General features: G+C 67.5%; 27 protein-coding genes. 14 read left to right on the plus strand and 13 right to left on the minus strand.

Annotation, left to right across the window (positions count from 1 at the left end):
- Positions 1–67 precede the first annotated feature (67 nt).
- Together AC5JJ2_RS12955 and purH are read left to right on the plus strand one after the other, a co-directional pair.
- Positions 68–604, plus strand: coding sequence for a PP-loop family protein (locus AC5JJ2_RS12955; RefSeq protein ID WP_495858460.1), 537 nt, complete (start codon positions 68–70; stop codon positions 602–604).
- A 67-nt stretch (positions 605–671) separates the two neighbouring features.
- Positions 672–2,249, plus strand: a complete 1,578-nt coding sequence (gene purH, locus AC5JJ2_RS12960) for a bifunctional phosphoribosylaminoimidazolecarboxamide formyltransferase/IMP cyclohydrolase (protein WP_495858412.1) — start codon at positions 672–674, stop codon at positions 2,247–2,249.
- Between the two features lie 168 nt (positions 2,250–2,417).
- On the opposite strand, the gene AC5JJ2_RS12965 is transcribed toward purH, so the two are convergent.
- Entirely contained in the window at positions 2,418–3,419 is a 1,002-nt protein-coding gene (locus AC5JJ2_RS12965) for an ABC transporter ATP-binding protein (protein WP_495858413.1), read from the minus strand.
- 121 nt (positions 3,420–3,540) lie between these two features.
- Here AC5JJ2_RS12965 and AC5JJ2_RS12970 point away from each other — a divergent pair, with 121 nt between their 5' ends.
- Positions 3,541–4,416 carry an alpha/beta hydrolase gene (locus AC5JJ2_RS12970; RefSeq protein WP_495858414.1) on the plus strand — a complete coding sequence of 292 codons (876 nt, stop codon included), beginning with the start codon at positions 3,541–3,543 and terminating at the stop codon, positions 4,414–4,416.
- 39 nt (positions 4,417–4,455) lie between these two features.
- On the opposite strand, the gene AC5JJ2_RS12975 is transcribed toward AC5JJ2_RS12970, so the two are convergent.
- The 3 genes from AC5JJ2_RS12975 to AC5JJ2_RS12985 all read right to left on the minus strand — a co-directional run bounded on the left by AC5JJ2_RS12975 (position 4,456) and on the right by AC5JJ2_RS12985 (position 7,859).
- Complete coding sequence (locus AC5JJ2_RS12975) at positions 4,456–5,541, minus strand: S1C family serine protease (RefSeq protein ID WP_495858415.1); 1,086 nt, start codon at positions 5,539–5,541, stop codon at positions 4,456–4,458.
- Between the two features lie 74 nt (positions 5,542–5,615).
- Complete coding sequence (locus AC5JJ2_RS12980; protein WP_495858416.1) at positions 5,616–6,716, minus strand: S1C family serine protease; 1,101 nt, start codon at positions 6,714–6,716, stop codon at positions 5,616–5,618.
- Positions 6,717–7,097: 381 nt separating this feature from the next.
- Positions 7,098–7,859 carry a sugar phosphate isomerase/epimerase family protein gene (locus AC5JJ2_RS12985; RefSeq protein ID WP_495858417.1) on the minus strand — a complete coding sequence of 254 codons (762 nt, stop codon included), beginning with the start codon at positions 7,857–7,859 and terminating at the stop codon, positions 7,098–7,100.
- A gap of 237 nt (positions 7,860–8,096) precedes the next feature.
- On the opposite strand from AC5JJ2_RS12985, the gene AC5JJ2_RS12990 reads away from it, so the two are divergent.
- Together AC5JJ2_RS12990 and ispD are read left to right on the plus strand one after the other, a co-directional pair.
- A complete protein-coding gene (locus tag AC5JJ2_RS12990; protein ID WP_495858418.1) occupies positions 8,097–8,414 on the plus strand; it encodes a hypothetical protein in 318 nt (105 codons plus the stop codon).
- Positions 8,415–8,583: 169 nt separating this feature from the next.
- Complete coding sequence (gene ispD / locus AC5JJ2_RS12995) at positions 8,584–9,324, plus strand: 2-C-methyl-D-erythritol 4-phosphate cytidylyltransferase (RefSeq protein ID WP_495858419.1); 741 nt, start codon at positions 8,584–8,586, stop codon at positions 9,322–9,324.
- A 79-nt stretch (positions 9,325–9,403) separates the two neighbouring features.
- On the opposite strand, the gene AC5JJ2_RS13000 is transcribed toward ispD, so the two are convergent.
- Positions 9,404–10,279 (minus strand): sugar phosphate isomerase/epimerase family protein, encoded by an 876-nt coding sequence (locus AC5JJ2_RS13000; protein ID WP_495858420.1) that lies wholly within the window; start codon positions 10,277–10,279, stop codon positions 9,404–9,406.
- Between the two features lie 165 nt (positions 10,280–10,444).
- Between AC5JJ2_RS13000 and mqnE the strand changes: the two genes are divergently transcribed.
- From mqnE to AC5JJ2_RS13025, 5 genes are all read left to right on the plus strand, one after another.
- The gene (mqnE, locus tag AC5JJ2_RS13005) at positions 10,445–11,569 is read left to right on the plus strand and encodes an aminofutalosine synthase MqnE (protein WP_495858421.1); all 1,125 of its coding nucleotides are present in this window, start codon (positions 10,445–10,447) and stop codon (positions 11,567–11,569) included.
- A 48-nt stretch (positions 11,570–11,617) separates the two neighbouring features.
- A complete protein-coding gene (locus tag AC5JJ2_RS13010) occupies positions 11,618–12,616 on the plus strand; it encodes a hypothetical protein (RefSeq protein WP_495858422.1) in 999 nt (332 codons plus the stop codon).
- Complete coding sequence (rbp, locus tag AC5JJ2_RS13015; RefSeq protein ID WP_495858423.1) at positions 12,613–13,119, plus strand: RNA-binding regulator; 507 nt, start codon at positions 12,613–12,615, stop codon at positions 13,117–13,119. Before AC5JJ2_RS13010 ends, rbp begins: the two co-directional genes overlap by 4 nt.
- A gap of 126 nt (positions 13,120–13,245) precedes the next feature.
- Positions 13,246–13,743 (plus strand): ACT domain-containing protein, encoded by a 498-nt coding sequence (locus AC5JJ2_RS13020; protein WP_495858424.1) that lies wholly within the window; start codon positions 13,246–13,248, stop codon positions 13,741–13,743.
- A gap of 182 nt (positions 13,744–13,925) precedes the next feature.
- Positions 13,926–14,975, plus strand: coding sequence for a DUF1559 domain-containing protein (locus tag AC5JJ2_RS13025; RefSeq protein WP_495858425.1), 1,050 nt, complete (start codon positions 13,926–13,928; stop codon positions 14,973–14,975).
- Positions 14,976–15,028: 53 nt separating this feature from the next.
- Here the strand turns inward: AC5JJ2_RS13025 and AC5JJ2_RS13030 are convergent, their stop codons facing one another.
- Positions 15,029–16,129: a WD40/YVTN/BNR-like repeat-containing protein gene (locus AC5JJ2_RS13030; RefSeq protein WP_495858426.1), complete on the minus strand. Its 1,101-nt coding sequence runs from the start codon at positions 16,127–16,129 to the stop codon at positions 15,029–15,031.
- 3 nt (positions 16,130–16,132) lie between these two features.
- Positions 16,133–16,423: a MoaD/ThiS family protein gene (locus AC5JJ2_RS13035; protein WP_495858427.1), complete on the minus strand. Its 291-nt coding sequence runs from the start codon at positions 16,421–16,423 to the stop codon at positions 16,133–16,135.
- A 225-nt stretch (positions 16,424–16,648) separates the two neighbouring features.
- Here AC5JJ2_RS13035 and AC5JJ2_RS13040 point away from each other — a divergent pair, with 225 nt between their 5' ends.
- Positions 16,649–16,954 carry a hypothetical protein gene (locus AC5JJ2_RS13040; protein WP_495858428.1) on the plus strand — a complete coding sequence of 102 codons (306 nt, stop codon included), beginning with the start codon at positions 16,649–16,651 and terminating at the stop codon, positions 16,952–16,954.
- Between the two features lie 82 nt (positions 16,955–17,036).
- Positions 17,037–17,456: a hypothetical protein gene (locus AC5JJ2_RS13045; RefSeq protein WP_495858429.1), complete on the plus strand. Its 420-nt coding sequence runs from the start codon at positions 17,037–17,039 to the stop codon at positions 17,454–17,456.
- 126 nt (positions 17,457–17,582) lie between these two features.
- On the opposite strand, the gene olsH is transcribed toward AC5JJ2_RS13045, so the two are convergent.
- From olsH to olsI, 3 genes are all read right to left on the minus strand, one after another.
- Entirely contained in the window at positions 17,583–19,169 is a 1,587-nt protein-coding gene (olsH, locus tag AC5JJ2_RS13050; RefSeq protein WP_495858430.1) for a lyso-ornithine lipid synthetase OlsH, read from the minus strand.
- Between the two features lie 71 nt (positions 19,170–19,240).
- On the minus strand, positions 19,241–19,870 hold the full coding sequence (locus AC5JJ2_RS13055) for a class I SAM-dependent methyltransferase (protein ID WP_495858431.1): 630 nt from the start codon (positions 19,868–19,870) through the stop codon (positions 19,241–19,243).
- Positions 19,871–19,890: 20 nt separating this feature from the next.
- Positions 19,891–20,733, minus strand: coding sequence for an ornithine lipid biosynthesis O-acyltransferase OlsI (gene olsI, locus AC5JJ2_RS13060; RefSeq protein ID WP_495858432.1), 843 nt, complete (start codon positions 20,731–20,733; stop codon positions 19,891–19,893).
- A gap of 371 nt (positions 20,734–21,104) precedes the next feature.
- Here olsI and AC5JJ2_RS13065 point away from each other — a divergent pair, with 371 nt between their 5' ends.
- Positions 21,105–22,220, plus strand: coding sequence for an HAF repeat-containing protein (locus AC5JJ2_RS13065; RefSeq protein ID WP_495858433.1), 1,116 nt, complete (start codon positions 21,105–21,107; stop codon positions 22,218–22,220).
- On the opposite strand, the gene AC5JJ2_RS13070 is transcribed toward AC5JJ2_RS13065, so the two are convergent.
- Both AC5JJ2_RS13070 and AC5JJ2_RS13075 read right to left on the minus strand, forming a co-directional pair.
- Positions 22,209–22,889 carry a hypothetical protein gene (locus tag AC5JJ2_RS13070; protein ID WP_495858434.1) on the minus strand — a complete coding sequence of 227 codons (681 nt, stop codon included), beginning with the start codon at positions 22,887–22,889 and terminating at the stop codon, positions 22,209–22,211. The genes AC5JJ2_RS13065 and AC5JJ2_RS13070 overlap by 12 nt on opposite strands.
- An 11-nt stretch (positions 22,890–22,900) precedes the next feature.
- Positions 22,901–23,875, minus strand: coding sequence for an AAA family ATPase (locus AC5JJ2_RS13075; protein WP_495858461.1), 975 nt, complete (start codon positions 23,873–23,875; stop codon positions 22,901–22,903).
- A gap of 406 nt (positions 23,876–24,281) precedes the next feature.
- Between AC5JJ2_RS13075 and AC5JJ2_RS13080 the strand changes: the two genes are divergently transcribed.
- Complete coding sequence (locus AC5JJ2_RS13080) at positions 24,282–25,673, plus strand: DUF1501 domain-containing protein (protein WP_495858435.1); 1,392 nt, start codon at positions 24,282–24,284, stop codon at positions 25,671–25,673.
- A gap of 1 nt (position 25,674) precedes the next feature.
- Here AC5JJ2_RS13080 and AC5JJ2_RS13085 read toward each other — a convergent pair whose 3' ends face one another.
- Positions 25,675–26,943 (minus strand): DUF1444 domain-containing protein, encoded by a 1,269-nt coding sequence (locus AC5JJ2_RS13085; RefSeq protein WP_495858436.1) that lies wholly within the window; start codon positions 26,941–26,943, stop codon positions 25,675–25,677.
- Positions 26,944–26,958: the final 15 nt, after the last annotated feature.

A 26,958-nucleotide genomic window follows, 5' to 3' on the forward strand; every position in this document is an offset into this window, starting at 1 on the left:
GCCGCGAACAAGTCTTCGGCTTTGGCTTTGTTCCCTCCCCCCTTGGGGGGGAGGGAACAAGACAATCATCCGCCCCCTCCTGGCCGTCAGCCGTGACGACGTGACGGCCTACCTCGCGGCGCTCGGCCAGCCGGCGCGTACGGATTCGTCGAACGCCGACCGGCGGTTCACCCGCAACCGCATCCGCCACGACTTGCTGCCGCTGTTGAAAGACTTCAACGGCGAAATCGTCCCTATTCTGAACCGCCTCGCGGTCCACGCGGCCGAGGCGTTCGACTTCATCGAACGCGCCGCCGCCGCCCTGCTCGCGAAGGCCGAACGGCCCCGCGCCGGCGAAATGCTCATCCTCGACCGGCCGACGCTGGATGCGGCCGAGCCGTTCCTGGTGCGGGAGTTGTTCCGCCTCGTCTGGCGGCGCGAGGGCTGGCCGCTCGACGCGATGACCCACGCCCACTGGAATCGGCTCGCGGACCTCGCCGTCGGCGATTATCCGTCCGGCGTCCGCCTCCGGCTGGCCGGAAAGGTGGTCCAACTGGAACGCAAAACCGGATTCACCGCGGAGACCGCAAAGACCGCAGAGAGAAAACCAGAGAAGAGTTCTTAAAATCACTCCTCTGTTTTTCTCCGCGCCCTCTGCGCCCTCCGCGGTGAAATCTTCTTCTGAGGCTCTCATGCTGCGTCCGATCCGCCGTGCCCTCTTCTCCGTTTCCGACAAGACCGGCCTCGTGGCGTTCGCCGCCGAACTGCACGCGAAGTACGGCGTCGAGCTGATCGCCACCGGCGGCACGAAGAAGGCGCTCGCGGACGCCGGGCTGCCGGTAAAGGACGTGAGCGAGCTGACCGGCTTCCCCGAAATCCTCGACGGCCGCGTGAAGACGCTGCACCCGGCGATCTACGCCGGCCTGCTGGCAAAGCGGGGCAAGCCGGAGCACATGACCACGCTGGCGGAGCACAAGCTGCCGGAAATCGACCTCGTGGTGTGCAATCTCTACCCGTTCGAGCAGACGGTCGCGAAGCCCGGCGTGACGGAGGCCGAGGCGATCGAGAACATCGACATCGGCGGCCCGTGCATGGTGCGGGCGGCGGCGAAGAATTTCGAGAGTGTAACAGTAGTAGTGGACCCGACCGATTACGTACTTGTCGAAGTCCAGTTGAAACAACATGGTGGGGTCAGCCGTAACACTCGCCTGCATCTCGCGTCGATGGCATTCTTACGGATCGCCCAGTACGATACCGCGATTGAGAGGTACTTCAAAAGGCTCTCCCCGATTAGCAAAGACGACCAATTTCCGCTCGTTCTCGCACCAGACTTCGCCAAACTCCAAACCCTTCGATACGGGGAGAACCCACATCAGAAGGCGGCCTTCTATTCTGAACCCGGCGCATTGACTCGTCCGTGTGTCGCTAGTTCCCACCAACTCCACGGCAAGGAACTGAGTTACAACAACATCCTCGATCTCGACTCGGCGCTGAACCTCGCCCGCGAGTTCGCCGGGCCGACGGCCGTGGTCGTGAAGCACAACAACCCGTGCGGGGCGGCCACCGCGGGCACGCTCGCGGAGGCGTTCCAGAAGGCGTGGGACGGCGACCCGCTGTCCGCGTTCGGCGGCATCCTCGCGTTCAACCGGCCGGTGGACGCCGACACCGCGTCGGCCCTCATGGACCCGAAGGCCAAGCGGTTCATCGAGTGCGTCATCGCCCCGGACTACGAGCCGCCCGCCCTCGACGCGCTCAAGAAGTGGAAGGAGAACGTCCGCCTGCTGAAGACCGGGCCGCTGGCCGGGTTCCCGCAGGGGCTGGACTACCGCCGGGTGGACGGCGGGCTGCTCGTCCAGACCCGCGACGTGGGGGCGGACAAGCCAGACGAATGGAAGGTCGTTACGAAGCGAAAGCCGACGGAGGCCGAGTTCCACGCCCTGCACTTCGCGTGGTTCGTGTGCAAGCACGTGAAGTCGAACGCGATCGTCCTCGGCAACGGCACGCAGGTCGTCGGCGTCGGGGCCGGGCAGATGTCGCGGGTGGTGTCGGTGGAGATCGCCGTGAAGAAGGCCGGCGACCGGGCGAAGGGGTCGGTGCTGGCGTCGGACGCGTTCTTCCCGTTCCCGGACAACGTGGAGCTGGCGGCCGCGGCCGGCGTGACGGCGATCGTGCAGCCGGGCGGCAGCGTCAAGGACGCGGACAGCGTCGCCGCGTGCGACAAGCACGGGATCGCGATGCTGTTCACGGGGGTGCGGCATTTTCGGCATTGATAGTAGTAGGCACACTCCGTGTGCCGTCTGCACGGCGTATCGGCGACTTCGTGCAGGTCTCCGCGGCGCTCAGCAGACGGCACACGGAGTGTGCCTACTACTATGCCGCAAGGAGTGCATACTACTCTCAGCGATGGGAAGGAGACGGCACACGGAGTGTGCCTACTACTATGAAAGACCGTGGCCCACGAGTTCGATGAACACGTCTTCGAGCGTCGGCTCGACCTTCTTGAGCGTCTGAATCTTGCCGCCGCCCGCGATCACCGCCTGCACCACGCTGCCGATCACCGCGTCGGCCTCCAGCGACACCTTTAGCTCGATCGTCGTCGGCGTCTCCGTCCGCGTCGCCTGGTGAACGCCCGGCAGCTTCGACACGTCGGCCAGCGCGTCCGCCCCCGGCGAGAGGCTCAGCTCGAAGATCGGGAACTCCTGCACCTTCCGCTTCAGGTTCGCCGGCGTGTCGCAGGCCAGCACCTTGCCCTGGTCGATGATCGCCAGCCGGTCGCACAACTCGTCCGCCTCGGCCATGTAGTGCGTCGTCAACAGCATCGTCCGGGCCGGGTTCTCCTTCATCCACTCCTTGATGAACCCGCGGATGTTGCGGGCGGCCGTCACGTCCAGGCCGAGCGTCGGCTCGTCGAGGAACAGGATCTTGGGGTCCGTGATGAACCCGCGGCAGAAGTTCATCTTCTGCCGCTGGCCGGTCGAGAGGTGGCTGAGCCGGCTGTTCGCCTTCTCCGTCAGCCCGACGATGCCGAGCATCCGGTCGATCCGCTTCGCGACCAGGTCGTTCGGCACGCCGTAGATGCGGCTGAACAGCCAGAGGTTCTCCTTCACGTTGAGGATGCCGTAGCCGCTCGTCTCGCCGCCGGAGACCATGTTGATGATCGGGCGGATCTGCTTGGCGTGCGCGACCACGTCCTTGCCGTCGATCTCGGCCTTCCCCGCGGACGGGGCGAGGAGCGTGGTGAGGATTTTGATGAGCGTCGTCTTGCCCGCGCCGTTCGGGCCGAGCAGGCCGAAGAGTTCGCCCTGGCGGATGTCGAGATCGACGCCGGCGAGGGCGACGAAGTCCTTCGCGTCGTCGGGCTTCGGCTTGCGGAACCACCCCTTGCGGGGCTTGCGGTACGTGCGGGTGAGGCCGACGGTGCGGATCGCGGGAACTTCCATGCGGGAATTGTAGGCACGTCTTTATATAGCCGCCGGCTTGCCGGCGGGGTTTTGCGGACCCCAAACCCGCCGGCAAGCCGGCGGCTATATAAAGAGGGCCATCCCTCGGAGACCCCTCCTCATGCGTTCACTCGCACTCCTGCTCCTGCTCGCGGCCCCCGCGTTCGCCGACGAGCCGAAGCCGACCGCCACCCTCGACCTGTGGCCGGGCAAGGCCCCCGGTGAGACGAAGGAGTACCCGCCGGAGGCGTACGCGCCGCGGAAGGAAGGGCAGCTCGACGTGAAGCGGCTCGGCAACGTGTCGAAACCGCAGATCAGCGTCTACCAACCCGAGAAGCCGAACGGCGCGTGTGTGCTGATCGCGCCCGGCGGCGGGTACAACATCCTCGCCATCGAGCACGAGGGGACGGACGTGGCCGCGTGGCTGAACAAGCTCGGCGTCACGGCCGTCGTACTGAAGTACCGCGTGCCGAAGCGGGAGAAGCAGTCGCCGGAGAACCTGGCGCAGCTCCAGGACGCGCAGCGGGCGATGGGGCTGATCCGGAGCAAGGCGAAGGAGTGGAAGCTCGACGAGAATCGCATCGGGGCGCTCGGCTTCTCCGCCGGCGGGAACCTGACGGCGACGCTCTGCACGGGCTACGAGAAGCGGAGCTACGACCCCGTGGACGACGCGGACAAGGCGTCGTGCCGGCCGGACTTCGCGATCCTCGTCTACCCGGCGTACCTGGCGAAGAAGGACACGGCCGACCTCATGGACCGCTACCCGGTGACGAAGCAGACGCCGCCGATGTTCTTCGCGCACGCGTCGGACGACCCGATCACGAGCCAGGGGAGCGTGGCCCTGTACCGGGAGCTGAAGAAGAACGGCGTGTCAGCGGAGTTGCACTTGTACGCGAAGGGCGGCCACGGGTTCGGCATGCGGACCGACCGCGGCCCGGTCAGCGACTGGCCGAAGCGGGCCGAGGAGTGGATGACGACGCGGGGGATCGTGAAGTGATTGAAAAAGCCCCGCGAGGTTCCTCGCGGGGCTTTCCGGTTACTTCTTGTCCGTCACCTTCTTCTTGTCCTTGTCGTCTTTCGCCGCGGCCTTCTCCTCGCCCGGCGGGGGGAACTTGCCGGCCTTCAGGTCCGCGTAGATCGGCTTCACCACGTCCGCCGGCAGTGCCCACGTCTCGACCCGACCGGCCCGCGCGATGTTGATGCCGAGCAGCTTGCCGTCGAGGTCCACGAGCGGGCTGCCGCACTCCGTCGGCTTGATCGACGTGTCGTGCATGATGACCCGCGGGAACCCCGTCCGCCGGGACGACAGCTCGCCGGCCAGCGTGTTCTGGAAGTCGCCGCGGTCGAACTGGGCCTTCCGCACCAGCTTCACCTTGAACTCCTTCTCCTCGCCGTCCCGCTTGACGAGCAGCTTGACCGTCTCGCCGGGCTTGTACTTGTCGAGAATCTTCTTCAGGTCCTCGAACTTCTTCACGCCCCGGCCGGCGACTTCGAGGATGATGTCCTTCGGCTTCAGCTTCGCGAACGCCGCCCCGCCGCCGGGGGAGACGCTGCTAATCGTGACGCCCTCGGCCTCCGCCTCGCTGTCCTCGTTCGCGGACGCCGTGATGCCGAGGAACCCCTTGTTCAGGTTGTCGATCAGGTTCTCCTCGCCGTACAGCCGGCGGGAGGCGGCGCTGATGATGCCGACGGCCGCCGGCTCCGGCTCGGTGCTCGCGACCGCCACCCAGTTGCCGACGACCGCGTCCTTCGCGTCCGCCAAGGCCGGGATCGCCGGGATGTCGCCGGCGTCGATCTGGATCAGCGCCAGGTCGGACGGCTCGTGATAACCGACGTACTTCGCCTCGTACTCGGACCCGTCCGACAGGCGGACGCTGATCGCGCCCTTCAGTTCGCTACCCTTCGTGAGGATCAGCCCGGACTTGTCCATGACCGTGCCGAGGACGGCGTCCTTGTTGTCGCACCGGACCTTCACCGTCGCGGCCGTCGCCTTCGCGGCGCTGGCCGCGAACAGTTTCGTGACGAGCTTCTTGCCGGAGTCGAACGATTCGGCGAACGCCGGCGTCGCCAGCAGGACGAAGGCGAGCGCCGCGACCGTGATTCGGGTGATGACGCGAGGCATATGGGAAACTCGTTCGGGATGAACTCAGTTGGATACTCGGTACCGGGTACTCGGTACTCGGTACAAAACCATTTCTACCGCCGCGGCCGGCGGACCAAGGTGACCTTCGCCTCCAGCACTTCCTCGCCCCGCTGGAGTTCCAGCGTGGCGATGTCGTTCGGCCGGACCTGCGACATCAGCTCGTCGAAGTCCTGGCACGTCGGCGTCGGCTGGCCGTTGAACTTCCGGATCACGTCGCCGACCTTCAGGCCCGCCTTCTCGGCCGGCGAGTCCGGGCGGACCTCGTCGAGCTTCGGCAGCTTCTTGCGGTCCTCGTCCATGACGATGCCGAGGTACGCACCGGTGTCGCGGCCGATCAGGTCGCCGCGGACGAGCCGCCGCCAGTCGTCCTGGAACGCCTTCGTCGAGACGTGGACGTTGTCGTCGATCTTGTCCCCGATCCGGCTGTGAATGCCGACGAGCTTGCCGGTGAGGTCGAACAGCGGGCCGCCGCTGTCCCCGCCGACGAGCGTGCAGTCGGAGACGATCGACTTCGCCCCGCCGCCGACGCCGACCATCTGGCCGAGCCGCACCGGGGCGCGGCGCTCCGGCTTCGGCCCGCCGGGGTGGCCCAGCGACACGACCCACTGGCCCTTCGCCAGCTTCGTCGAGTCACCGAGTTCGACAAACGGCCACTTGCCTTCTTTCGCGCCGGGCCACGCCGCCTTCTCCGGGATCGGGTCGGTGATCTTCACCATGCCGCTGTCGATGCCGGGGTTGCGGCCGAGGATTTTGCCGCTCACCTCGATGTTGCCGGGGAGCAGGAGGCGGACGGTGGTGATCTCGCGGTCCCGCCGCTGGCCGAGGCCGCCGAACCCGAACGCCGGCGGCTCGACGACGTGCGCGGCCGTCAGCACGAGGCCGTCCGCGCTGACGATGACGCCGCTGCCCGCGCCGACGGCCTGCGGCCCGGGCTTGTGCGGATCGACTTCGCCGAGGATGACCGCGACCGTCGCCGGCGTCACCTTCTCGACGAGCTGCTTCACCGTGTCTTGGAGCGCCTTCAGTTCGGCGACCGATTCCGGGGCGGTCGTGCGGGTGGCCTCCCACCCGGTCTTCTTCGCGTCGGCGGCGGAAACGAAAAGGGCCAGGAGGGGGGAGAGCAGAGTTGCGAGAGCGAACCGGCGGAGGAACATACGATGTCGGCTCCGAAGTTGTGGTGAGGGCATTTCTACCCCCATCATAGCTTGTCGTGTCAAGCCGTGCGGGGCGTCGGCCCATTTCCCTAGCTTGCCCAATTCGCGGGGCGGATGCAAGCGTTTGATGAAGGAGAAGTTGCGAAACGGCGACGGCCGTGCCGGTCGGGGCGATGAGAAAAGTGTGGGAGATTGGCGAAACGACACGGGCCGAGGTTTCCCTCGGCCCGCGACATAACCCGTTGGTGGTGAATTTCGACACCTGGGACCGCGGGCGTCCCGCCCGCCACGGCCCCAGCCACTGAAGGCAGGCCCTCGCGGCCGGGAAGGTGGGCGGGCGGGACGCCCGCGGTCCCAGCAGCGGCCGTTCGTCCCGCCAGCTCACACCAGCGATTCGAGCAGGTACTTCAGCTTCCGCACCTCAGGCTCGACCGGGAACGGCGCGTCCGGCACGTCCCGCACGTCCACCGTCAGCGCCCGGTCGTACCGGAACTTGTCCAGGTGCGTCACGATCTTGCCGTACTCCAGTTCGCCCAGCCCGATCCGCACCTGGAACGCCTCCGGCTTCGCCGACGAGTCCCGCAGCCGGACGTGCTTCACGAACGGGTACAGCGCGTCGTAATCGACCGGGCCGTGCTCGCTCGCCACGTAGTAACTCGGGTCGAGCGTCAGCCCCAGGCCCGGAACGCTCTTGCACAGCTCGACCGCGCCGGCCGGGTCGGCCGTCAGCGTCGTCGAGTTCGTCTCGACGGTCAGGATCACGCCCTCCGCGGACGCGATGCCGACCCAGTCCTGGAGCTTCGCCACGTCCGCGTCGAAGTCCCCGCCCGTCGGCGCGGCCTGCACGGACACGAGCGGGACGGTGAGCAGCCGGGCCAGCCGGCAGACGCCGCGGAACTGCTTGCGGACCTCCGGCCCGTCGTAGGCCGCGAACCGGGCGTGGAACGCCGCGAACGCGACGTTCGTGGCCTTGAGTTTCTGTGCGACCTTCGACAGGTCGCCGGTCAAGTCGGACGGCTTCAGGTGCGGGCCGTCCTCGTGGATGGCCACGTCGGCCTTCGAGAAGTTCATTTCGCGGATGGTGCGAAGGGCCGCGTCGAGCGGGTGCTTCGCGAAACAGAGCGTGGAACAAGCGACGTACACGGCGGAACGCCTCCGTGATAAACGCGCCCCGGCCGTGGCTCGCGGCGCGACCCCCCAGATTCACCCCGCCCGCGGCTCCCCAACCGCGGACGGCGTGTCCCCCAATCGAACGGTGGGCAATACCGGTCGCGAAACCGGGTCGCAAGGGAATTCCGTTCAAAATGTCCGAATTCCCACGCAACTCCTCTCGCGTTTTCGCGAGGGCGTCGGTATCGCGGCGGGTCGGGGGGATTAGCCATGACCACGACGACCCACTGGCAGGAAACGCTCTCGCAGGTCGAGCAGTCCATCGGCGACTGCCTGGCGGCGCTCGACCGGTACGAGTCGGCGTTCGCGAAGGTGCTGCACGACAGCCCGGAGGCGATCGCGGCCCGGCCGGTCCCGCCGCCGTCGCCGGTGTGGGACGAGAAGCTGGCGGCGGCCGCCCGGCAGGCGGACGAGGTGGAGCAGCTGCTGACGGAGCAAGAAGTCGTCTGGGGCCGCTGGCGGCAGACGTTCGGCAACTGGCAGCAGTTGATGCAGGACCTGCCGGCGGAATTCGCTCGGGGGCGGTGATTTGTAGGGCGGGTCAAGGCTCTGCGCCGACCCGCCGGGGGCCGCAACCACGAGGGAGAACCGCCGAACCGGCTGGCGGCGCGGCGGGTCGGCGCAAAGCCTTGACCCGCCCTACAAGAGACCACGCTCCGGCTACAACGTCCCCACACGTTGTCGCGGGGGCCGAGCCATGTCGAAGTTCGCCGTCATCATCCCGGCGGCCGGGCAGTCGAGCCGGTTCGGCGGGATCGAGAAGAAGCCGTTCGTCAGCCTCGACGGCCGCCCGGTCTGGCTGCGGTCGGCCGAACTCTTCTGGTCCCGGCCGGACGTGTCGCGGGTCTACCTCGTCATCTCGCCGGACGACCGCGACGACTTCCGCACCCGGTTCGGCCACCTCATGATGTTCGCGAACGCCGAGGTTGTGGCCGGCGGAGCCGAGCGGTTCGAGTCCGTGGCGAACGCGCTGGCGAAGGTGACGGACGCGGAGTTCGTTGCCGTCCACGACGCCGTGCGGCCGCTGGTTTTGACGCGGCACATCGACGCCGTCTTTGACGCGACGCGGGAACACGGGGCGGCGATGCTAGGCGTCCCGCTGGCCGACACGCTGAAGCGCGTCGGCGAGAACGACACGATCACCGAGACCATCCCGCGGGCCGGGCTGTGGCAGGCCCAGACGCCGCAGGCGTTCCGCCGCGACTGGCTGACGGAGGCTTACGCGAACCGGGCGAAGCTGGGGGCCGCGATCACCGACGACGCGCAGTTGGTGGAGGCGAGCGGCCGCCCGGTCCGGGTGGTGGCCGGCACGGCGGCGAACTTCAAGATCACGACGAAGGACGACCTGGAACTGGCCGAGGCGGTGGTGCGGGCGCGGGCGAAGCCGGCCGAGGAGAAGCCCACGGCCCGCGGGTTCGGCGACGAGGCGGAGTGGTAACTACGGCGAACGCCACGGCGTGAGCGTGGCGGTGTTCGGGCCAACTACCGCCACGCTCACGCCGTGGCGTTCGCCTTTCTCACCCCTTCACCAACTCCTCCCACAGCTTCTTGTACCCTTCGAGGAACGCCTTCCCTTCCGTCGGGTCGTAAGCCTTCCCCACCTCGCAGAGCGTGTACCGGTCGTACCCGATGCCGGCCAGCTTCTTGAACAGCTCGCGGTACGGGTACTTCCCGGCCTTGTCGTTCGTCAGGTCGTTGATGTGGCACGACTTGATGTGCTTCGCCAACAACTCGAAGCCCTCGGCGATCGTGCCGTTCGCCAGGTCGGTCGGGTTCGAGTTCCACGTCACGCCGACGGCCTTGTGCCCGCAGGCGTCCATGATCGCCCTCATGTTCTTCGGCAGCTGCGTCACCGCCCCGTGGACCTCGACCCAGATTTCGAGCCCCAGGTCGTCCGCCGCCGTGCCGCACTGGACGAGCGCCTTGCCGATCTGCTCGCACGCCTGCTCGACGGTGTGCCCCTTCGCCACGCCGTTCGGCCGGACCTTGACGCCCTTGCCGCCGAGGTCGGCGACGAGCTTCAGGAACGCCTTGCACTCCTCGACGTTCTTCTTCACGACGGCCGCGTCGGCCGCGTGGAACTCGCACGTGCTGCCGCAACCCCAGAACGCGACGCCGCTGTCCGCGAACTGCTGCTTCACCCTCTTCCGCTCGTCCGCGTTGAGCGTCGGCTCGACGCCGTGCTTGTGCGTGGTGCGGCACTCGATCCCGGCGACGCCGACCTCCTTGCAGACGGTCAGCAGCGTCGGCAGGTCCCAGTCCTTCGGCACGTTGTACGTCACGACGCCGAGCTTGAACTTCGCGGCCGGCCTCGCCTCGCTGCCGCGGCCGACGGCCGCGAGCGCCGTCGCGCCGGCGGCGGCCAGGAACGAGCGACGATTCAGGTCTGACATGGCAACCTCGGGGGAGTTATGTGGGTGACGTTGAATGTCCCGGAAAGCCGGGGCGACGCCAAGTGAATTCCGGGTAAAGTCCGCCGCCGGGCGGCCCGGCCGTTGCGGTCCGGCGGCGTTCGCGGTTCGTATCCTGACGGGACCGACCTGCGGGAACCACCGACCATGATCGCCGCCATCCGCGAGAAAGTGTACGCCGGGCAACGCCTCACGTTCGAGGACGGGATGTTCCTGGAGAACCACGCCGACCTGCACGCGCTAGGCGAACTCGCCAACCACGTCCGCGAGAAGCTGAACGGCAACGTCACGTACTACAACGTCAACCAGCACCTGAACCCCACGAACGTCTGCGTCTACCGCTGCCAGTTCTGCTCCTTCCGCGCGGACCTGAAGTCGCCGACGGGGTACGTGATGACGGACGAGCAAATCCTCCGGCGCGCCCGCGACGCCCACGAGCAGGGGGCGACGGAACTCCACATCGTCGGCGGGCTGCACCACCAACTCCCCTACGAGTGGTACCGGAACATCATCAAGAACATCCACGACCACTACCCGGAGCTGCACCTGAAGGCGTGGACGGCCGTGGAGTGGGACTGGTTCGAGCGGCTGACGAAGCGGCCGACGCGCGAACTCCTCGCCGACATGAAGGCCGTCGGCCTCGGCTCCCTGCCCGGCGGCGGGGCGGAGATTTTCCACCCGGACGTGCGCGAGAAGATTTGCGACTACAAGGCCGACGGCGAGCAGTGGCTGCGGGTCCACCGGGAGTGGCACGCCCTCGGCGGTAAGTCGAACGCGACCATGCTCTACGGCCACATCGAACGGCCCGAACACCGCATCGACCACCTGCTGAGGCTGCGGGCGCTCCAGGACGAGACGGGCGGGTTCCAGACGTTCATCCCGCTCGCGTTCCACCCGGAGAACAACACGCTCGGGGCGAACCTGCCGAAGCCGACCGGCATCATGAACCTCCGGCAAATGGCGATCGCCCGGCTCATGCTCGACAACTTCCCGCACGTCAAAGCCTACTGGCAGATGCTCACCATCAACATCGCGCAGGTGGCGCAGAGCTACGGGGCGGACGACATCGACGGCACGGTCGTCCACGAGACGATCTACCACGCGGCCGGCAGCGACTCGCCGCAGGAACTGACCGTCGCGCAGCTGCGGCGGCTGATCGAGGAGGCCGGCCGCGTCCCGGTCGAGCGGGACACGCTGTACAACGCGGTGGTGCGAACCGCCCCGGCCGAGCGGGACTGGAAACTCGGGTCGAAACTCGTCTCCCTGGCGTGACGGATTTGTTAGACTGTCGCGTATCCGCCACCCCGAGGACGCGACGCCATGCCAGAAGAACTTCCGGGCCGCGAGGTCTACCGCGCCAGCGGCCGGTTCCACCCGCTCCTGCTCCCTGTCGGGTTCCTCATCGGGCTGCCCGCGGCGATCCTCGCCGGCGGGTTCCTCGCGTTCTGCTTCCAGGCCGGGTTCTTCATCCTGATCGCCATGCCGCTCATCGGCGGGTTCATCGCGTCGCTCGCGATGGTCGCGGCCGTGCTGATCGGGAAGTGCCGCAACAAGTTCGTCGCCGGCGTGCTGGGGCTCCTCACGGGACTGGTCGCCTACGGCAGCTACTACCAGTTCGACTTCGCGTACAACTTCAGCCGCGACGCGGGCTTCCCCGGCTTCCAGCCGCCGAGCTTCTGGGAGCTGGCCCCGCGGGTCGAGGTACTGCCGAAGTACGTCGAGTTGCGGCTGCGGACGGACCGCGTCGGGAAGGCCGGCGACGAGCCGGCCGAGCAAATCCAGATCGGCGGGCGGCAGAACCAGGGCGGCGCGCAGCAAGACTTCCTGCCGCCGATCCCGTTCATGAACTGGGCGACGCTCGCGCTCGACCTGCTGTTCGTGTGCGGCGCGCCTGTCGGCGTCGGCGTGGCGCTGGCTTCGCGGCCGTTCGCCGAGACGGCGAAGCGGTGGATGACGAAGCACCCCGTCACCGTGCCGCCGGGCGACGCCGGGCGGGTGGTGGCCGCGCTGAGGGCCGACGACCCGACGAAGCTGACGGACGGCGACGTGGACCCGATCGCGAACCCGGCGAACCTGCTGTTCTACTACGTGCCGAACGACCCCGCCTCGCCGGTCTACCTGGACGTGAGCCTCGTGCAGGCGCAGCCGAACGCGATGCCGTTCGTCGTGTTCAAGCAGGTCGGGCTGACGGCGGACGAGGTCCGGGTGCTGGCGGCGAAACTCGGCGTGCCGGGGTTGACCGCCGGGAACAATTCCGACAATCCGAACGATCCGGCCGGGAATTTCGTTCCGGAACCGCCGGGAAAGTCTGTAGAATGATTTCCGGTTCAGCGGCCGCTGGCACGCTGCCGAAGACGACGGCCCCCGGCCCCGGCTTCTCCAAGTATCTGTTCAAGGCGACGGTTATGAATCTGTATGTCGGCAACATGTCCTTCTCGACGACCGAGGAATCCCTGCGGGCGGCGTTCGGGCAGTACGGCACCGTGACCAAGGTGCAGGTCATCATGGACCGGGAGACCGGTCGGCCCCGTGGGTTCGCTTTCGTCGAGATGAGCGACGGGGCGGAAGCGGCGATCCAGGCGCTGAACGGCGCGACCCTCGACGGCCGGCCGTTGACGGTCAATGAGGCCAAGCCGCGGGAAGACCGTGGCGGCGGCGGTGGCGGCGGCGGCCGTGGCGGGTACGGCGGCGGCGGCGGCCGCGGCGGGTACGGCGGCGGTGGCGGCGGCCGCGGCGGGTACGGCGGCGGTGGCGGCGGCCGTGGCGGGTACGGCGGCGGCGGTGGCGGGTACGGCGGCGGCGGCGGCCGCGGCGACTACTAACCTCGACTTCGACACGAACAACGACCCCGGCGGAACCCGCCGGGGTTTTTGCTTTCCCAGGGCTTCCACTTGTTCCCGACCGGGGGGATCGGGTAAGTTACACAAAACTTCATCCGAGGGATCGGGATGATACTCGACGACGACGACCGCGACAGCATCGGGTTCGCCACGGCCCGCGGCCGCGACTGGCCGAGCGTCCGGCAGTTCAACATCTTCCTCGCCAACCGCATGGGGGCGCTGCTCAAACTCGTCAAGTCGTTCGAGACGACCGACGTGCAGGTCGTCTCCCTCAACGTCGTCGAGACGGCCGACTGCGCCATCATCCGGCTGTTGCCGAGCGACTACGAGCGGGCCTACGAGGTGCTGACCAGCGGCAAGTTCCCGTTCACCGAGAGCGACCTGATCGTCGTGAAGCTGCCCGACGACTCGCGGCCGCTCTTGACCATCACGAAGGCGCTGCTCAGCGGCGAGATCAACATCCACTACGCCTACCCGCTGTTGATCGGCGTCGGCCCGATGGGCAGCACGGCCCTCGCGATCCACGTCGATGACGTGGAGAACGCGGCCGTCACGCTTCAAAATCAGGGGTTCACCCTGTTCACGGAGGACGACCTGACCGGCTGAGTCCGACTGTTCCGCCGCACCTCCGCGAAAAATGACCGGCCCGGTCGAGTTTTCGTTGGCCGTTCTTCACAGTTCCTTTACAGTAATCAAATCCTCTTCCAACTAAACTAGTCTATCATGCGCGGTTTTTCGCAACCGGCCGCGCGGGTTCGCCCGTTGCATTCATTCATCCCGGAGGTTTCATGACTCGTCCTCTTCCCCGCCGGTCGGCGTTCACGCTGATCGAGCTACTCGTCGTGATCGCGATCATCGCGATCCTGATCGGCCTCTTGCTGCCGGCCGTCCAGAAGGTCCGCGAGGCCGCGGCCCGGATCAAGTGTACCAACAACCTGAAACAGATCGGCCTCGCCATCCACAACATGGAAGGCACGCGGGGCAACTTCCCGCCGTCGAGCGTCAACAACCCCGGCGCGGCCGACCGGCCGCAACTACGGGAGTTCCAGAAGGTCGGCACGACCGGGGCGAACGCCAGCGACTTCGCGAAGCACTGCTTCCTGTCGATCCTGTTGCCGCAGATCGAGCAGGCGAACGTGCTGACGCAGAACAGCGGGTACACGCTGCGGGAGGACTGGTACGCGACCGTCAACCGGGCGGCCGCGGCCACCCGCATCCCGACGTTCGAGTGCCCGTCCGTGCCGACGAACCACGAGGTGGACATCGGGCAGCTGTCCGCCGCCGAGCAGACGACCTACGGCACGGGGTGGGTTCCGAAGACGACCGACTACATGGCCGTGAACCGGGCGAACAACCGGTCGGCGGTGTGGAACGCCATCTTCAACGACACCAGCTATCCCGGCGACTCCGGCATCGCGGGCATCCTGGCGACGAACAAGTATTCGACGATCGCGTCCTGCACGGACGGGCTGAGCAACACGATCATGATCGCGGAGGCGGGGGCGCGGCCGGCCCGGTGGCAGTTCGGCCGGCAAACGGAGCCTTACGCCGGGGCCCCGAACCCGTTCATGAACGGCCCGTGGGCGCACCACACCAACGATATCGCGGTGGACGGGTCGAACGCTAACGGGAGCACCCTGAGTAGCGCCGCGGACGTGCCGACGGCGTGCAGCATCAACTGCTCCAACCAAGGGGAAATCTACGGCTTCCACACCCAGGGGGCGGTCGTCGGGATGGGCGACGGGTCGGTGAAGTTCATCCGCCAAACCATCGCCATCCGCACCCTCCAGGCGCTGTGCGCTCGGGGCGACGGGAAGCCGGTGAGCATCGACGATTGACCGCGGAAATAGCTCGCACGAAGCGGCCGCCCGTTTGGGCGGCCGTTGTCATTTCATGCGAACCGGACCGCGTGGACGGGCGGCAGCCGGGTCGGGACCAGCTGCCAGCGGTCGCCCTGGTCCTCGGTCACCCACAGCCCGCCGGTCGTGGAGCCGAAGGCGAGTCGGTTGCCGGTCGCGTCGATCGCCAGCGCGTGCCGGTAGACGAGGTCGTAGGCCGCGTCCTGCGGCAACCCGGTGCGGAGAATCTCGAACGTCTTCCCGCCGTCGCGGGTGCGGGACACGACCAGCTTGCCGTCCACCGGCAGCCGCGTCTCGTCCTTCGTCGCCGGCACGAACCAGGCCGTGTCGGGTTGCGTCGGATGCACCGCGACGGCGAACCCGAACCCGGACGGGGCGGCGTTCGGGACGTGCTCGAACGTCGCCGCGCCGTTCGTCGAGCGGAACACGCCGTTGTGGTGTTGAATCCAGAAGGCATCCGGCGACCCGGCGCACTGGACCATCAGGTGCGCGTCCTGGATCGACGGGTCGAACCGCCGGTCCGGGGGCATGAACTCGGCGAACATCCCCTCGCCCTTGATGGCCCACGTCTCGCCGTCGTCCTCCGTCAGCCAGACGCCGCCGCAGGACACCGCGAGGCGGAGCGTTTTGGTGCATCGCGGGTCGCGGCAGATCGAGTGAATGCCGGGGTGGTCCGCCCCGCCGCCGAACCAGTTCTTGCGCAACGGGTGGTCCCAGAGGCCGCGGACGAGTGCCCACGACTTGCCGCCGTCGTCCGACCGGAACAGCCCGCCGGGGAGCGTGCCGGCCCACAGGCGGCCGGGCTGCGTCGCGTCGCCGGGTTCGAGTGCCCAGATGAGCTTCAGTGTCGCCGGTGTCGGCGGCTTGCCGTCGGCGGTGGCGACCTCCTCGCCCGCCGGGTACTCCGGCGCGGCCCGGTCTTCCCAGGTCGCCCCCGCGTCCGGCGAGAACTTCAGCTTCACCCCGAAGTGGCCGAGGTTGAGGGCCGCGTACCACCCGCCGTCCCGCGGGTCGGCGACCGCGAGCGTGACGTTCTCGCCGAGGAACCCGGCCGGCTTTGCGGCCCAGCCGTTCGCCCCGCGCTCGACGGCGAACAGCCCCTTCCGCGTCGAAACCAGGAGTCGATTCGACATTGCTCAGCCTCCGGAAAGCGCCTGGAACAGGTAGACCTCGGCATCCACTGCGACCGGCTCGGCGAGCGCCGTCTTCTCGACGGCGTCGGCGTTCACGTACACGACGACGTGATGCCGCACCGCCCCGGCCTCGTCCACGACGTAGCCCCGCAGGTACGGGTACGCAGCGAACAGGTTGTCCAACACCTCGCGGACGCAGCTGCCGGCGACGGCCAGCCGCTTCTCCCCGGCCTGCGGCGTCGGGGACGGCGTGAGCCACCGGGCGAGGGACGACGCCAGCACGACGGTCGGCACGGACGAGTCCTCGTGTGCGGTTGAACTGTACGGATGCTAACCGGCGGTCGCCATTTCGCAAGATCGGTAGCCGGGGCGTGGGGGCGGGATTCGGTTACGGAAAATGGCCCGGATCGCTTTTCCGGCTAAACCCGTCGGCCGTTACAGCCGATACATTCGGCAGACTCGTCGCGCCGAAGGCCGAGCCGGGGGAAGCTCGTCTACCGGACGGGGGAGATGTGTCCAATGCGAATCACGAAGCGAACGATCGTCGGGTGCGTCGGCCTCGGCCTGGCCCTGACCGCCCTGAGCGGGTGTCAGACGTACTTCGGCGGCATGACGTTGCCCAGCCCGCACTACCTGAAGCACCGGCCGCAATACTTCCCGCCCGACCCGGCGTTCCCGCTCCAACGGGAGGTCGATTCGATGCAAGACCCGGACGGTCTGCTCCGCCGCGGGGCGGGGGCGGCCCCGGCCATCGGCCCGGCCGCCCCGGTCGTGGCCCCGGCCCCGGCCCCCGGCAACGTCGTGCCCGGCGTCGGCGGTCGGTAAGACCCGGCACAATCCCGGATTGACGCGTCCGCGGTTCGACGGTACACGCTCCCCATTCTTCTCACCAGGAAGGGGGAACGTCATGCCGCACGGATCGCGGATCGCTCTACTTTTGGCCCTCGCGTTGACCGGCTGCCAGTCGGCCGACAAGCGCGGCCAGCAACTCCTTCCGCTCAAGCCCGCCAACCTCCCGGCCGCGGACACGACGAAGCCGAAGGAACCGACGGCGAAGGCGAACCCGACCGGCCGGTCCGAAAACGTCAGCCCGGTGGTGACGAACGACAAGTTCCAGCGGCAGCCGATCGCGGTGTCCGGCACGCCGCAGCCGGGCGTCGCGCCGCCGCTCGGCGTGCCGACGCTGCCGACGACGGGCGTGCCCGGCCCGGCGATGGCGGAACCGACGCCGCCCGGCGCGCCGGGCCTCGGCGGAACCCCGCTGCCGCCGATGGCGGACGCGGGGGCGGGCGATTTGAAAGTGCCGTCGCTGACGGGGCCGAAGTAGGCGTGGCCGCTGACTTCCGAAGTCCGGCTTCGACTTCGGAAGTCGTTGCGGGACCAGAACGCACGGGGATGGCAAGAACGCCCCTGCGCGGGATCGACTTCCGAAGTCGAAGCCGGACTTCGGAAGTCAGGTTATCTTCCCGCGCTCCTGCAACCACGTCCGAATCTGCTCCGTCATTTTCCCGTCGTTGTCCATCCGCGGAACCTTCGTCTGCACGTCGAGCGTCCCCTTGCGGGCCTCCACCCAGCCGCTGAGCGCCCCCAGTTTCACGGGCACGACCTGCGGGGCCGTCATCGTCAGGTCGCCGACGCGGTGGGCCGCGTAATCCTCGTTCAGCCGGTCCAACTCCTTGTCCATCTCCCGCGCGAAGACGGCGAGGTCCGGCACGTCGCCGCGGAACTCCACGAGGTAGCGGTGGAACCCCGGCGTGTTCGGCTTCGACGGGAACACCGGGCCGACGTGGAAGTCGCCGGTGAAGACGCCGCACGCCTTCGCCGCGTGGGCGACGGCCTTCTCCACTTCCTCCTCGATCAGGTGCTCGCCGAACGCGGACAGGAAGTTCTTCGTCCGCCCGGCGAACCGCAGCAGCGGCGGCTTCGTCTGCTCGAAAATGATCGTGTCGCCGATGAGGTAGCTCCACACGCCGGCGCACGAGGTCAGCACGACGGCGTACCGCACCCCCGGTTCGATCTCGCGGACGGTGTGCCGCGTCGGGCGGTCCTTGAGCGTGCCGTGCGCGTCGAAGTCCTCGCACGGGATGAACTCGAAAAAGATGTCGTGGTCCGGCACGAGGCGGAGGAGCTTGTACCGCGGGTCTTCCGTGGCAATGAACCCCTCGGACGCCGGGTAGACCTCGCAGAACTCGAACGCATCGCTGCCGATCTGGGCGCGGAACAGGTCGCGGTAGCCGTCGAACTTCGTCCCGCCGTGGACGAGCATCCGGAAGTTCGGCCAAATCTCGGCGATGGTCTTCTTCCCGGTCGCCTGCTTCATCATGTCGAAGAGCAGCGCCATCCAGGACGGCACGCCGCTGAGCGCGACGACGTTCTCCCTCGCCGCCGCCTCCGCGAGCCGCGGCATCTTCTCCTCCCACCTCGCGATGCGGCTCAGCTCCAGCGGCGGGAACGTGTACGGCCGCACGGCGTCGGGGATTTCGCGGGCCGCGATCGCGCTCAGGTCGCCGCCGTGGCTACCGTTCGCGAGGAGCGGCATGTCCGTGTTGCCGCCGAGGAAGAAGAACTTGCCGGTGAAGAGTTGGTGGTACGGGAACGCATGCCGGAACAGCGAGACGGTCGTTTGCGCCGCCTTCCGGTTCGACTTCACCATCTCCGCCGAGACGGGGATGTACTTCGTCGTCCCGCTCGTCGTCCCGGACGACAGAGCGAAGTACGGCATGAACCCCGGCCACGTTTGATCGGTGACGTTCGGGTAGCCCTTCCAGTAGTTGTCCCAGAAGTATTCGTAGCTCCGCACCGGGACGCGGGCCTGGTAGTCGGCGACGCTGCCGATTTCGGCGAAGTGGTGGTCGCGGCCGAACCGCGTGTTCTTCGCCGTCCGCACGAGCTTCAGGATCGCGTTCGCCTGCGCCTTCGCCGCGTCCATCGCGTCGAGTTCGCGGGTGCGGCGGTGGGCGAGGCGGACCAGCCCGGCGTCGGCGACGCGGCGGACGACCGGCAGGTTGACGAGCGGGGCGAGGAACCGGGTACGGTCCATGGCGAGCGCCTCGGAAAGAAAACGGCCCGCGTCGAACGCGGGCCGTGTGAGGGATTCTATCCGACCAATCGTCACGGGGCTTCGGCGTCCGGCTTGAACCCCTTGCAGAAGTAGACGCCGGCCGGCGGGAAGTTCACCGGGACGAGCTTGAACTTCACGTCCGAGAAGTAGTTCCGGTACAGCGGCCAGTACACGTAGGGCATCACGGTCAGTTGGCGGAAGATGCCGTCCGGCCCCATCGACTTCGCGCAGCTGGCGAAGATCGCCTTGCGGACCGGGTGCGGGATCGACGGCATCGGCAGCCCTGAGATGAGGTGGTCCACCTGCTCGATGCCGCGGTCGGCGAGCAGCTTGTCGAGGTGGGCGGCGTCGCCCTGGACGATCTCCGCGTGCGGGAACCGCCGCCGCAGGCGGTCGCAGAAGTCCGGCTCGATCTCGACGATGATGAGCCGGGTGTGCGGCTTCACCTTCTTGAGCAGGATGTCCGTGATCGGCCCCGTCCCGGCCCCGAGTTCGACCACGACCTTCGCGGTGTCGAAGTCGATCCCCTTGAGCATCTCCTTGACCAGGAACCGGCCGCTCGGCGCGGGCGTGGCGATGGCCGTGCCCTGGGTGACGAACTTCTTGAAGACCATCCAGAAGTCGCTGCCGCCGGACTTCGGCGAGGCCGCGGGGCGGTCGGTGGTCGGGGTCGGCGTCATGAAGTATCCCGTTCTGTCGCTCAGCGACGGGTGGGTTTGACCAGAAACTGACGGGTCCAACTCGGGTGGGCCGTCGGGTTCGGCGCGGTGAGGAAGGATAAAACCAGGCGATTGATCTTCCGCGACTTCTCGATCTGCGGGGCGTGCCCGCACTTCGGCAGCGCGAGGAAGTGGCCGATCCCCGGCAGCATGTCCGCGGCCGCGGCCGCCGCCGTCTTCGGGTCGCAAATCTTGTCGTTCAGCGCCGTCACGAGCAGCGTCGGCACGGTCAGCTTGCCCATGAGCGGCCGGACGGAGTGTTCCTTCGTGTCGTTCACCGTGCGCAAGAGGCCCCGCTTCCACCGGCGGTTCTTCACCACCGCCTTGTAGTACCGGACCACGTCCCGGTCCACGAACCGGCGGCGGTAGAACACGCTGCGGACGACGGAGTTCCAGTCCTCGCGGCGGACGCCCTCCATGATCGGCAGTTGTTCCTTGTCCCCCATCCCGGACGGACACAGGAGGACGAGCCGGTTCACCATCTGCGGGTAGCGGGCCGCGAATTCGACTGCAACTTTCCCGCCGAGGCTGCTCGCGACGATGTGGTACGGCGGCGTCTGCGCGAAGTTGAACAGATACGTGTGCAGTTGTTCCACGAGGTAATCGACGGAGATGTCCTTCTTCTCGTCGATCCGCTGGTGGATGGCGTCGCCGTCGTAGACGAGGAAGTTCGGCAGGTGAACGTCGAAGTACCGCGCCCAGAACCGGCGGTTGCGGTACCACGACTCGGCTTGCTCGGCGAGGCCGTTGATGAGGACGAGGGGTTGCCGGCGGCCGTAGGCTTTCGGGCGGAGGCGGTCGAGAAGTCCGTTCAGCGCTGGCATGGTTCGTCGGCCCCGCGGCATGGTGCCCCCGTGGCCCGGCGGGGACGCAATTCCCTAGCTTAGCGTGAGCAATCCCGGCCGCGAGTGAAAATCTCAGGAACGGAGATTTTCCCGCCGAACGGGGTCGAATGTTCGTGCTAGCTTAGCTGGCTTCTCCCGCAATACAAGAATGAATCGGCAACTTGAGGGGAAAACGGAGGGCGGGGGACTTTTTCCGTCCGGCGGCGAGTTTCCCGGTCACCCCGAGGCGGCGGGCTGCGCAAATTGTGCTTTACCCGTGCGCGGCGAGGGGGTAGGCTGCCCGTGACCGCCTCCCGTCGCGTCACGGATTGGCCTGACTTCGGGGCGCGGCCACCCATCGAGTGGCAGCCATGACTTCCCGCCTGTGGACGGTGGCGGCGTTGGGCCTGTTCCTGGTCGCGCCCGCGCGGGCCGACTTCTTCGCGATCGACCTCAACGACTTCGGGTTCCAGCCCGCGGCCGTCAACAGCTCCCGACAGTTCGTCGGAAGCCGGGACTTCCCCGGCGACGGCTTCCGCGCCTTCCGCTGGGAGGGGGCGGCCGGGTTCGTGAACCTCGGCACGCTCGGCGGCGGGGTGTCGGCGGGAACGGCGGTCAACGAGGCCGGGTGGGTCGCCGGGTTCAGCCGCACCACGCCCGGCGGGACGGGGACGAACGCCTTCCTGTGGCAACCCGGCGTCGGGATGACCGGCCTCGGCACGCTCGGCGGCACGAACTCCACCGCGGCCGCGGTCAACGGGGCCGGGGTCGTCGTCGGCAGCAGTCAGACGACCGGGAATGCGGCGACGCACGCATTCGTGTGGCAGCCCGGTTCCGGCATGGTCGGCCTCGGCACGCTCGGCGGCACCAACTCGTCCGCGGTTGGCGTGAACACCGGCGGCCTTGTCGTCGGCACGAGCGACGTGACCGGCGGCGGCACGCGGCCGTTCGTATGGACGGAAGCGACCGGCCTGACCGACCTCGGCGGCCTCGGCGGGGCGTCGGCCGTCGGCCGCGCGTTCGGGGTGAACGACGGCGGCCTGGTGGTCGGCCGCAGCGACCGCGGGGACGGCACGTTCGGCGCGTTCGTCTGGCAACCGGGCGTCGGCTTCACCGACCTCGGCACGCTCGGCGGCGCGAACGCGACGGCGTTCGCGATCAACGACCAGGGCCAGGTGGTCGGCTCGTCCCAGGACGCGGCCGGCGAGGACCGCGCCTTCATCTGGGACGCGGCGAACGGGATGCGGGACTTGAACGCGATCATCGCGAACGGCGGCGGGTTCGCGCTGACGAGCGCGACGGGCATTTCGAGCGGCGGCGACATCCTGGCCGAGAGCCTGTTGAACGACGGCTCGACGATCTTCCTGGTGACGGAGCGGCCGGACCTGACCCCGCCGACGGCCGACGTACCCGCGCCGCCGGCGGTCGTGCTGCTGGCGCTCGGCCTGCCGGTGCTGGGGCTGGTGCGGCGGCGGTCAGCGCGGTAGTTCGGCCTTCAGTTCCTTCGGCAGCCGGTTGTAGGTTTCTCGGTAAGTCGCATTCAGCGGCACGTCGATGAACCGCGACTCGTCGATGTACAGTGGTCCCGGCGGCAGTGGCCGTCCCACGCCGACATAGTTCAAGTACCCGATTGGATTCCAATCGGCTCGGTAGCTAGCGACGAGCATCGGTCGGTCATTCGGAACGCGGGCTTTGGACCGGCGGTTCTCGACCATCGACCAGATGGCGGCGTGCATTCCCCGTGGGGCCGAGCGGTTCGGCGGAAGGATGTCGATGACAAGGACGTGAACGCCGGCATCCAACAAGTCTTGAACTCTGCCCGCGAAGATAACAACCGATTCGCGGCGGTCCTTTTCTGCGGGTGAAACCAACTTGATCGCGGCAACACGTCGGCCCGTCGAGTGGCGAATGGTGATCCATCGTTGCGGCGGTGAGGGTCGGGGGTTGGCAACGACCCGCACCTCGGTGACGGGTTCGGGGGCGTTGTGACCGTGCGCGGAATCCGGCGGACACCAGATTTGAGGCTGATCGACGGTCGCCGAGTAGCCGTGGGGCAACACCTCTTCGTTCAAGGCCGATGCCATGCTTCCGAGCCAATCATTGTGGAAGTCGTGGAACAACCCGTGATCGACCGCCGACCAGTCGTGTAGCGGCATCGTCGCCCCCTTTACAGCTTTTTCTTCGGCCCGGTGACGTACTTCGCCGGTTCCGGGTCGCCGACGACCTTCAGTAGCTCCGTCACGATGTCGTCGCTCGTCTTCCCTTCCGCCTGGGCCTGGAAGTTCGCCGCGACGCGGTGCCGCAGCACCGGGATCGCCGCCTTCTTCACGTCGTCGATGGCCACGCTGAACCGGCCGTCCATTGCGGCGAACGCCTGCCCGGCCCGCACCAGGTACTGGCCGGCCCGGACGCCCGCGCCGAAGTCCACCATCCGCTTCACGAACTCCGGGGCCGTCGGGTCCTTCGGCCGCGTCGCCCGCACCAACTTCACCACGTACTCCGTCACGAAGTCGCCGACCGGCACGCTCCGAACCAGCTTCTGGAGGTTCAGGATCGCCTTGCCGGTCAGCACCTTCGTCAGTTCCGCCGCCTCGTCCTTCGCCGTCATGCTGACGATCCGCCGCTCCTCCTCGGCCGTCGGGTAGTCCACCTTCACGTTGAACATGAACCGGTCGAGTTGCGCCTCCGGCAGCGGGTACGTCCCCTCCTGCTCGATCGGGTTCTGCGTCGCGATGACGAAGAACGGCTCCGGCAGCTTGTGCGTCTCGTTCCCGATGCTGACCTCGCGCTCCTGCATGGCCTGGAGTAGCGCGGCCTGCGTCTTCGGCGGGGTGCGGTTGATTTCGTCCGCGAGGACGATGCTGGAGAAGATCGGCCCCTGGACGAACCGGAAGTGCCGCTTGCCGTCCGGCGTCTCGTCGAGGACGGTCGTGCCGGTGATGTCCGACGGCATCAGGTCCGGGGTGAACTGGATCCGCTTGAACCCCACGTCCAGGATTTGCGCGATGCTGCTGACCATGAGCGTCTTCGCGAGGCCGGGGACGCCGACGAGCAGGCAGTGGCCCTTGGTGAAGATGGCGGCGAGGATTTGCTCGATGACCTCGTGTTGGCCGACGACGACCCGCTTGAGCTGCTCGACCATCTGCGTGCGGTGCTGGGCGAACTGCGTGAGGTACTCGCTGATGTTGGCGGACACCGGGGTGATCCTTTCGGCCGGGGAATCGGGACGGGTGCATTCTACAGAACCGGTTGCGCGGACGCGATGACCCGTTTGGCCGCGACCCGGAGGCTTTCGGAAGGGAGCGTGAGAGCGGTGTGCTGAGGACGAGGCGAAATTGAACCCAGACTTCCGAAGTCCGGCTTCGACTTCGGAAGTCGAAGGGGAAGAGGGGCGATTGCCGACACTACGAGCGCCGCCGTACGGGATCGACTTCCGAAGTCGAAGCCGGACTTCGGAAGTCTGGGCCGCCGCGCTCCCCTCCAAGTCTCCGGGTCGCGGCAGAACGATTCCCTTTTCTCGGCTCACATTCGTCGGTTACACTGTCACCATGCCACGATTGACCGCCACCCTCGGACCGCTCGGCTCGCCGCTGACGCGGCGGGACGTGCTCCGCATCGGGCTGCCCGCCCTGCTCGCGTCGTCCACCGCCCGCGCCGCGAAGCCGCTCGCCGGGTTCGGCCGCGCGAAGTCGGTGCTGATCGTCTTCGCCAGCGGCGGGCAGAGCCAGTTCGAGACCTACGACCCGAAGCCGGACGCCCCGGAGGAGATTCGCGGCGAGTTCGGCAGCGTCCCGACGGCCGTGCCCGGCCTGCGGTTCTGCGAACACCTGCCGCGGCTCGCGAAGCTGGCGGACCGGTTCGCGGTCGTGAAGTCGGTCACGCACGACGACCTCGACCACGGGTCGGCCGTGTACCTGTCGCTGACCGGCCGGTTCCACCCGCGGAAGTCGTCCAACCCGGACCCGACCGGCAGCGACTACCCGTCGCTCGGGGCGGTGCTGAAGCGGGTGCGGCCGGTCGCGAAGTTCCCGTACACGGCGATCCACGTCAACGGCCCGCTGCTCGTCCCGGAGAAGCACGCGCCGGGGCTGAACGGCGGGTTCCTCGGCCGCGGGTTCGACCCGTACACCGTCGGCGACCCGACGGACGAGGAGGAACTCGTCGGCGGACTCGGCCACAACGCGGACGTGCCGGCCGACCGGTTCGAGTCGCGGCGGCAGCTGCTCGGCGGCCTCGACACCGGCCGGTACGAATCGACCGTCGATCACGGCACGCTGGTGAACCAGGCGTATGACGTGCTGAAGTCGCCGAAGGCCCGCGGCGTGTTCGACCTGTCGCGGGAGCCGGCCGCGGTGCGGGACCGGTACGGCCGCCACCGGCCGGGGCAGGCGTGCCTGCTCGCCCGGCGGCTGGTCGAGGCGGGCGTCCCGTGGGTGACGACGTTCTTCAACTACACGATCCGCGGCCAGGACAAGCACCCGGAAGACACCGAGGTCTACGGCTGGGACACGCACAACGACATCTTCGACGCGATGAAGACGCACCTGCTGCCGCGGTGGGACGCGACGTTCTCCGTGCTGCTGGACGACCTGCACCAGCGGGGGCTGCTCGACACGACGCTGGTGGTCGGGATGGGCGAGTTCGGCCGCGCGCCGAAAGTGGCGCTGGAGCCGCGGTTCGCGGGGGCGACGCCGGGCCGGAAGCACTGGGCCGGGTGCTACTCGGTGATCCTGGCCGGGGCCGGGGTGACGCCGGGGGCGGTGTACGGCTCGTCGGACCGCATCGCGGCGTACCCGAGCGACCGGCCGGTGACGCCGTGCGACCTGACGGCGACGCTGTTCCACGCGCTGGGGGTCGACCCCGGCGGCCACTACCAGGACAGCACGAACCGCCCGGCGATCATCTCCGAGGGCGAGCCGATCGTGGGGCTGTGGAAGTGATCTATTCGCCCAACTCGCGAGCGAATTTACACGCCGGGATCAGCTCTTCCAGCATGCGGTAGTCGTTGGAAACTTCGCTCCCCGGATCGTCGAGCAAGTCTTTCAGGGCCGTGTAGGAAAACAGCGCGATCCGCATGTGATTCGGCGGCACGGGGTTCATGATTTCCCAATACTTGATGGTCAGTTCGTCCCCGTCCTCTTCGGCCGTGTGCGTGTATGTGACCATCCAGTTACCGCCGGGCAGTTCGGCCAGCGCGCCCCCTTCCTTGGCCGCACGCCGTTCGGCATCTTTGCGGATCGTGTGAATAGTAACCGGCTTTTGTGACTTCAATCCGAGCGTACTGAGGCGAAGCGTTCCGGAGTCGTCGTAATCCGGGTAAAACGTACCTCCGCCTTCCTCCTCGTACTCCTCTTCCCAGTCCTCGGGGATTCGGAACGTCACCAACCCGCCGCGGTAGTTGATTGTTTTCAAACCGTCTGGTTCTTCGAGAGGCCCCGGTGGTCTTTTCTGAAACTCCGCGACGGCTCGAACGCCCTCGTCGGTTATCTCGAAAACTTCCGTGCAAAGGGGGTATCCACTTTCCGAATACTCGCGCACAACCGTCGGCCCCAAGCGACCCACCAACTCACGATCCTTCTCCGCGACGAGGTAGACAAAGTCCCGGCAGGGCATCACGGCCATCAACGGCCAACCGAGGACGGGTTCGGCGAGCCGTTTCAAACCCGGACAAAACACGAGGGAAGCCTTGAATGCCGTGTATTCCGTCGAGAGCATTCCGAGCTTGTGTTGCTCAATCGACTCAGACTGCACATCCGCGGCCGAGAGGAGGCGTTCCATATTCTCGCGGGCGGCACCGAAGAGCATTTCTTTCGTTTGTCCCCACCGCTCGGCCAAGGCAGGAGTGATCCAACGGATTTCCGTCTCGCTGGGCGAAACCAGGACAAGCACGAGGGCGACTTGATCGGAAACGATGTCGTGAACGGTGTCATCCAGTTTCATGTCCCTGCCTTCGACCGACCAGCGTATCCGGGGACGCGCGGTCGCCCAGTCCGGGTCGTCGAGTTCGCGGGTGATGGAATCGACAAACGTGCGGATCCGGTCGGGATCGCGGTCGCGCTCGAAATCCCGGCTCAGGTTTTCAAGGTTGATGGTGGCCGTCGTGTCCCCGTATGCGACCGTGTAATCTCCGTCTTGATTCAGCGTGACCGGAACTCCCCGGTTTGCCATTTCATCGACGAACAGCGTTGCAACTTCCGCGGAGATCGGCATGGCGATGGCCTCATG

It is taken from the genome of Limnoglobus sp., from assembly GCF_059499385.1.

Excerpts from the sequence above, each read along its gene's own strand:
- mqnE (WP_495858421.1), top strand. The coding sequence starts at position 10,445 with ATGATCGCCGCCATCCGCGAGAAAGTGTACGCCGGGCAACGCCTCACG.
- ispD (WP_495858419.1), top strand. The coding sequence starts at position 8,584 with ATGTCGAAGTTCGCCGTCATCATCCCGGCGGCCGGGCAGTCGAGCCGG.
- AC5JJ2_RS13085 (WP_495858436.1), bottom strand. The coding sequence starts at position 26,943 with ATGCCGATCTCCGCGGAAGTTGCAACGCTGTTCGTCGATGAAATGGCA.
- AC5JJ2_RS13000 (WP_495858420.1), bottom strand. The coding sequence starts at position 10,279 with ATGTCAGACCTGAATCGTCGCTCGTTCCTGGCCGCCGCCGGCGCGACG.
- purH (WP_495858412.1), top strand. The coding sequence starts at position 672 with ATGCTGCGTCCGATCCGCCGTGCCCTCTTCTCCGTTTCCGACAAGACC.
- AC5JJ2_RS12965 (WP_495858413.1), bottom strand. The coding sequence starts at position 3,419 with ATGGAAGTTCCCGCGATCCGCACCGTCGGCCTCACCCGCACGTACCGC.
- AC5JJ2_RS12970 (WP_495858414.1), top strand. The coding sequence starts at position 3,541 with ATGCGTTCACTCGCACTCCTGCTCCTGCTCGCGGCCCCCGCGTTCGCC.
- AC5JJ2_RS13045 (WP_495858429.1), top strand. The coding sequence starts at position 17,037 with ATGCCGCACGGATCGCGGATCGCTCTACTTTTGGCCCTCGCGTTGACC.
- olsH (WP_495858430.1), bottom strand. The coding sequence starts at position 19,169 with ATGGACCGTACCCGGTTCCTCGCCCCGCTCGTCAACCTGCCGGTCGTC.
- AC5JJ2_RS12980 (WP_495858416.1), bottom strand. The coding sequence starts at position 6,716 with ATGTTCCTCCGCCGGTTCGCTCTCGCAACTCTGCTCTCCCCCCTCCTG.
- AC5JJ2_RS13020 (WP_495858424.1), top strand. The coding sequence starts at position 13,246 with ATGATACTCGACGACGACGACCGCGACAGCATCGGGTTCGCCACGGCC.
- AC5JJ2_RS13080 (WP_495858435.1), top strand. The coding sequence starts at position 24,282 with ATGCCACGATTGACCGCCACCCTCGGACCGCTCGGCTCGCCGCTGACG.
- AC5JJ2_RS13055 (WP_495858431.1), bottom strand. The coding sequence starts at position 19,870 with ATGACGCCGACCCCGACCACCGACCGCCCCGCGGCCTCGCCGAAGTCC.
- AC5JJ2_RS13070 (WP_495858434.1), bottom strand. The coding sequence starts at position 22,889 with ATGCCGCTACACGACTGGTCGGCGGTCGATCACGGGTTGTTCCACGAC.
- AC5JJ2_RS13030 (WP_495858426.1), bottom strand. The coding sequence starts at position 16,129 with ATGTCGAATCGACTCCTGGTTTCGACGCGGAAGGGGCTGTTCGCCGTC.
- rbp (WP_495858423.1), top strand. The coding sequence starts at position 12,613 with ATGATTTCCGGTTCAGCGGCCGCTGGCACGCTGCCGAAGACGACGGCC.
- AC5JJ2_RS13040 (WP_495858428.1), top strand. The coding sequence starts at position 16,649 with ATGCGAATCACGAAGCGAACGATCGTCGGGTGCGTCGGCCTCGGCCTG.
- AC5JJ2_RS12975 (WP_495858415.1), bottom strand. The coding sequence starts at position 5,541 with ATGCCTCGCGTCATCACCCGAATCACGGTCGCGGCGCTCGCCTTCGTC.
- olsI (WP_495858432.1), bottom strand. The coding sequence starts at position 20,733 with ATGCCAGCGCTGAACGGACTTCTCGACCGCCTCCGCCCGAAAGCCTAC.
- AC5JJ2_RS13075 (WP_495858461.1), bottom strand. The coding sequence starts at position 23,875 with ATGGTCGAGCAGCTCAAGCGGGTCGTCGTCGGCCAACACGAGGTCATC.
- AC5JJ2_RS13010 (WP_495858422.1), top strand. The coding sequence starts at position 11,618 with ATGCCAGAAGAACTTCCGGGCCGCGAGGTCTACCGCGCCAGCGGCCGG.
- AC5JJ2_RS12990 (WP_495858418.1), top strand. The coding sequence starts at position 8,097 with ATGACCACGACGACCCACTGGCAGGAAACGCTCTCGCAGGTCGAGCAG.
- AC5JJ2_RS13065 (WP_495858433.1), top strand. The coding sequence starts at position 21,105 with ATGACTTCCCGCCTGTGGACGGTGGCGGCGTTGGGCCTGTTCCTGGTC.
- AC5JJ2_RS13025 (WP_495858425.1), top strand. The coding sequence starts at position 13,926 with ATGACTCGTCCTCTTCCCCGCCGGTCGGCGTTCACGCTGATCGAGCTA.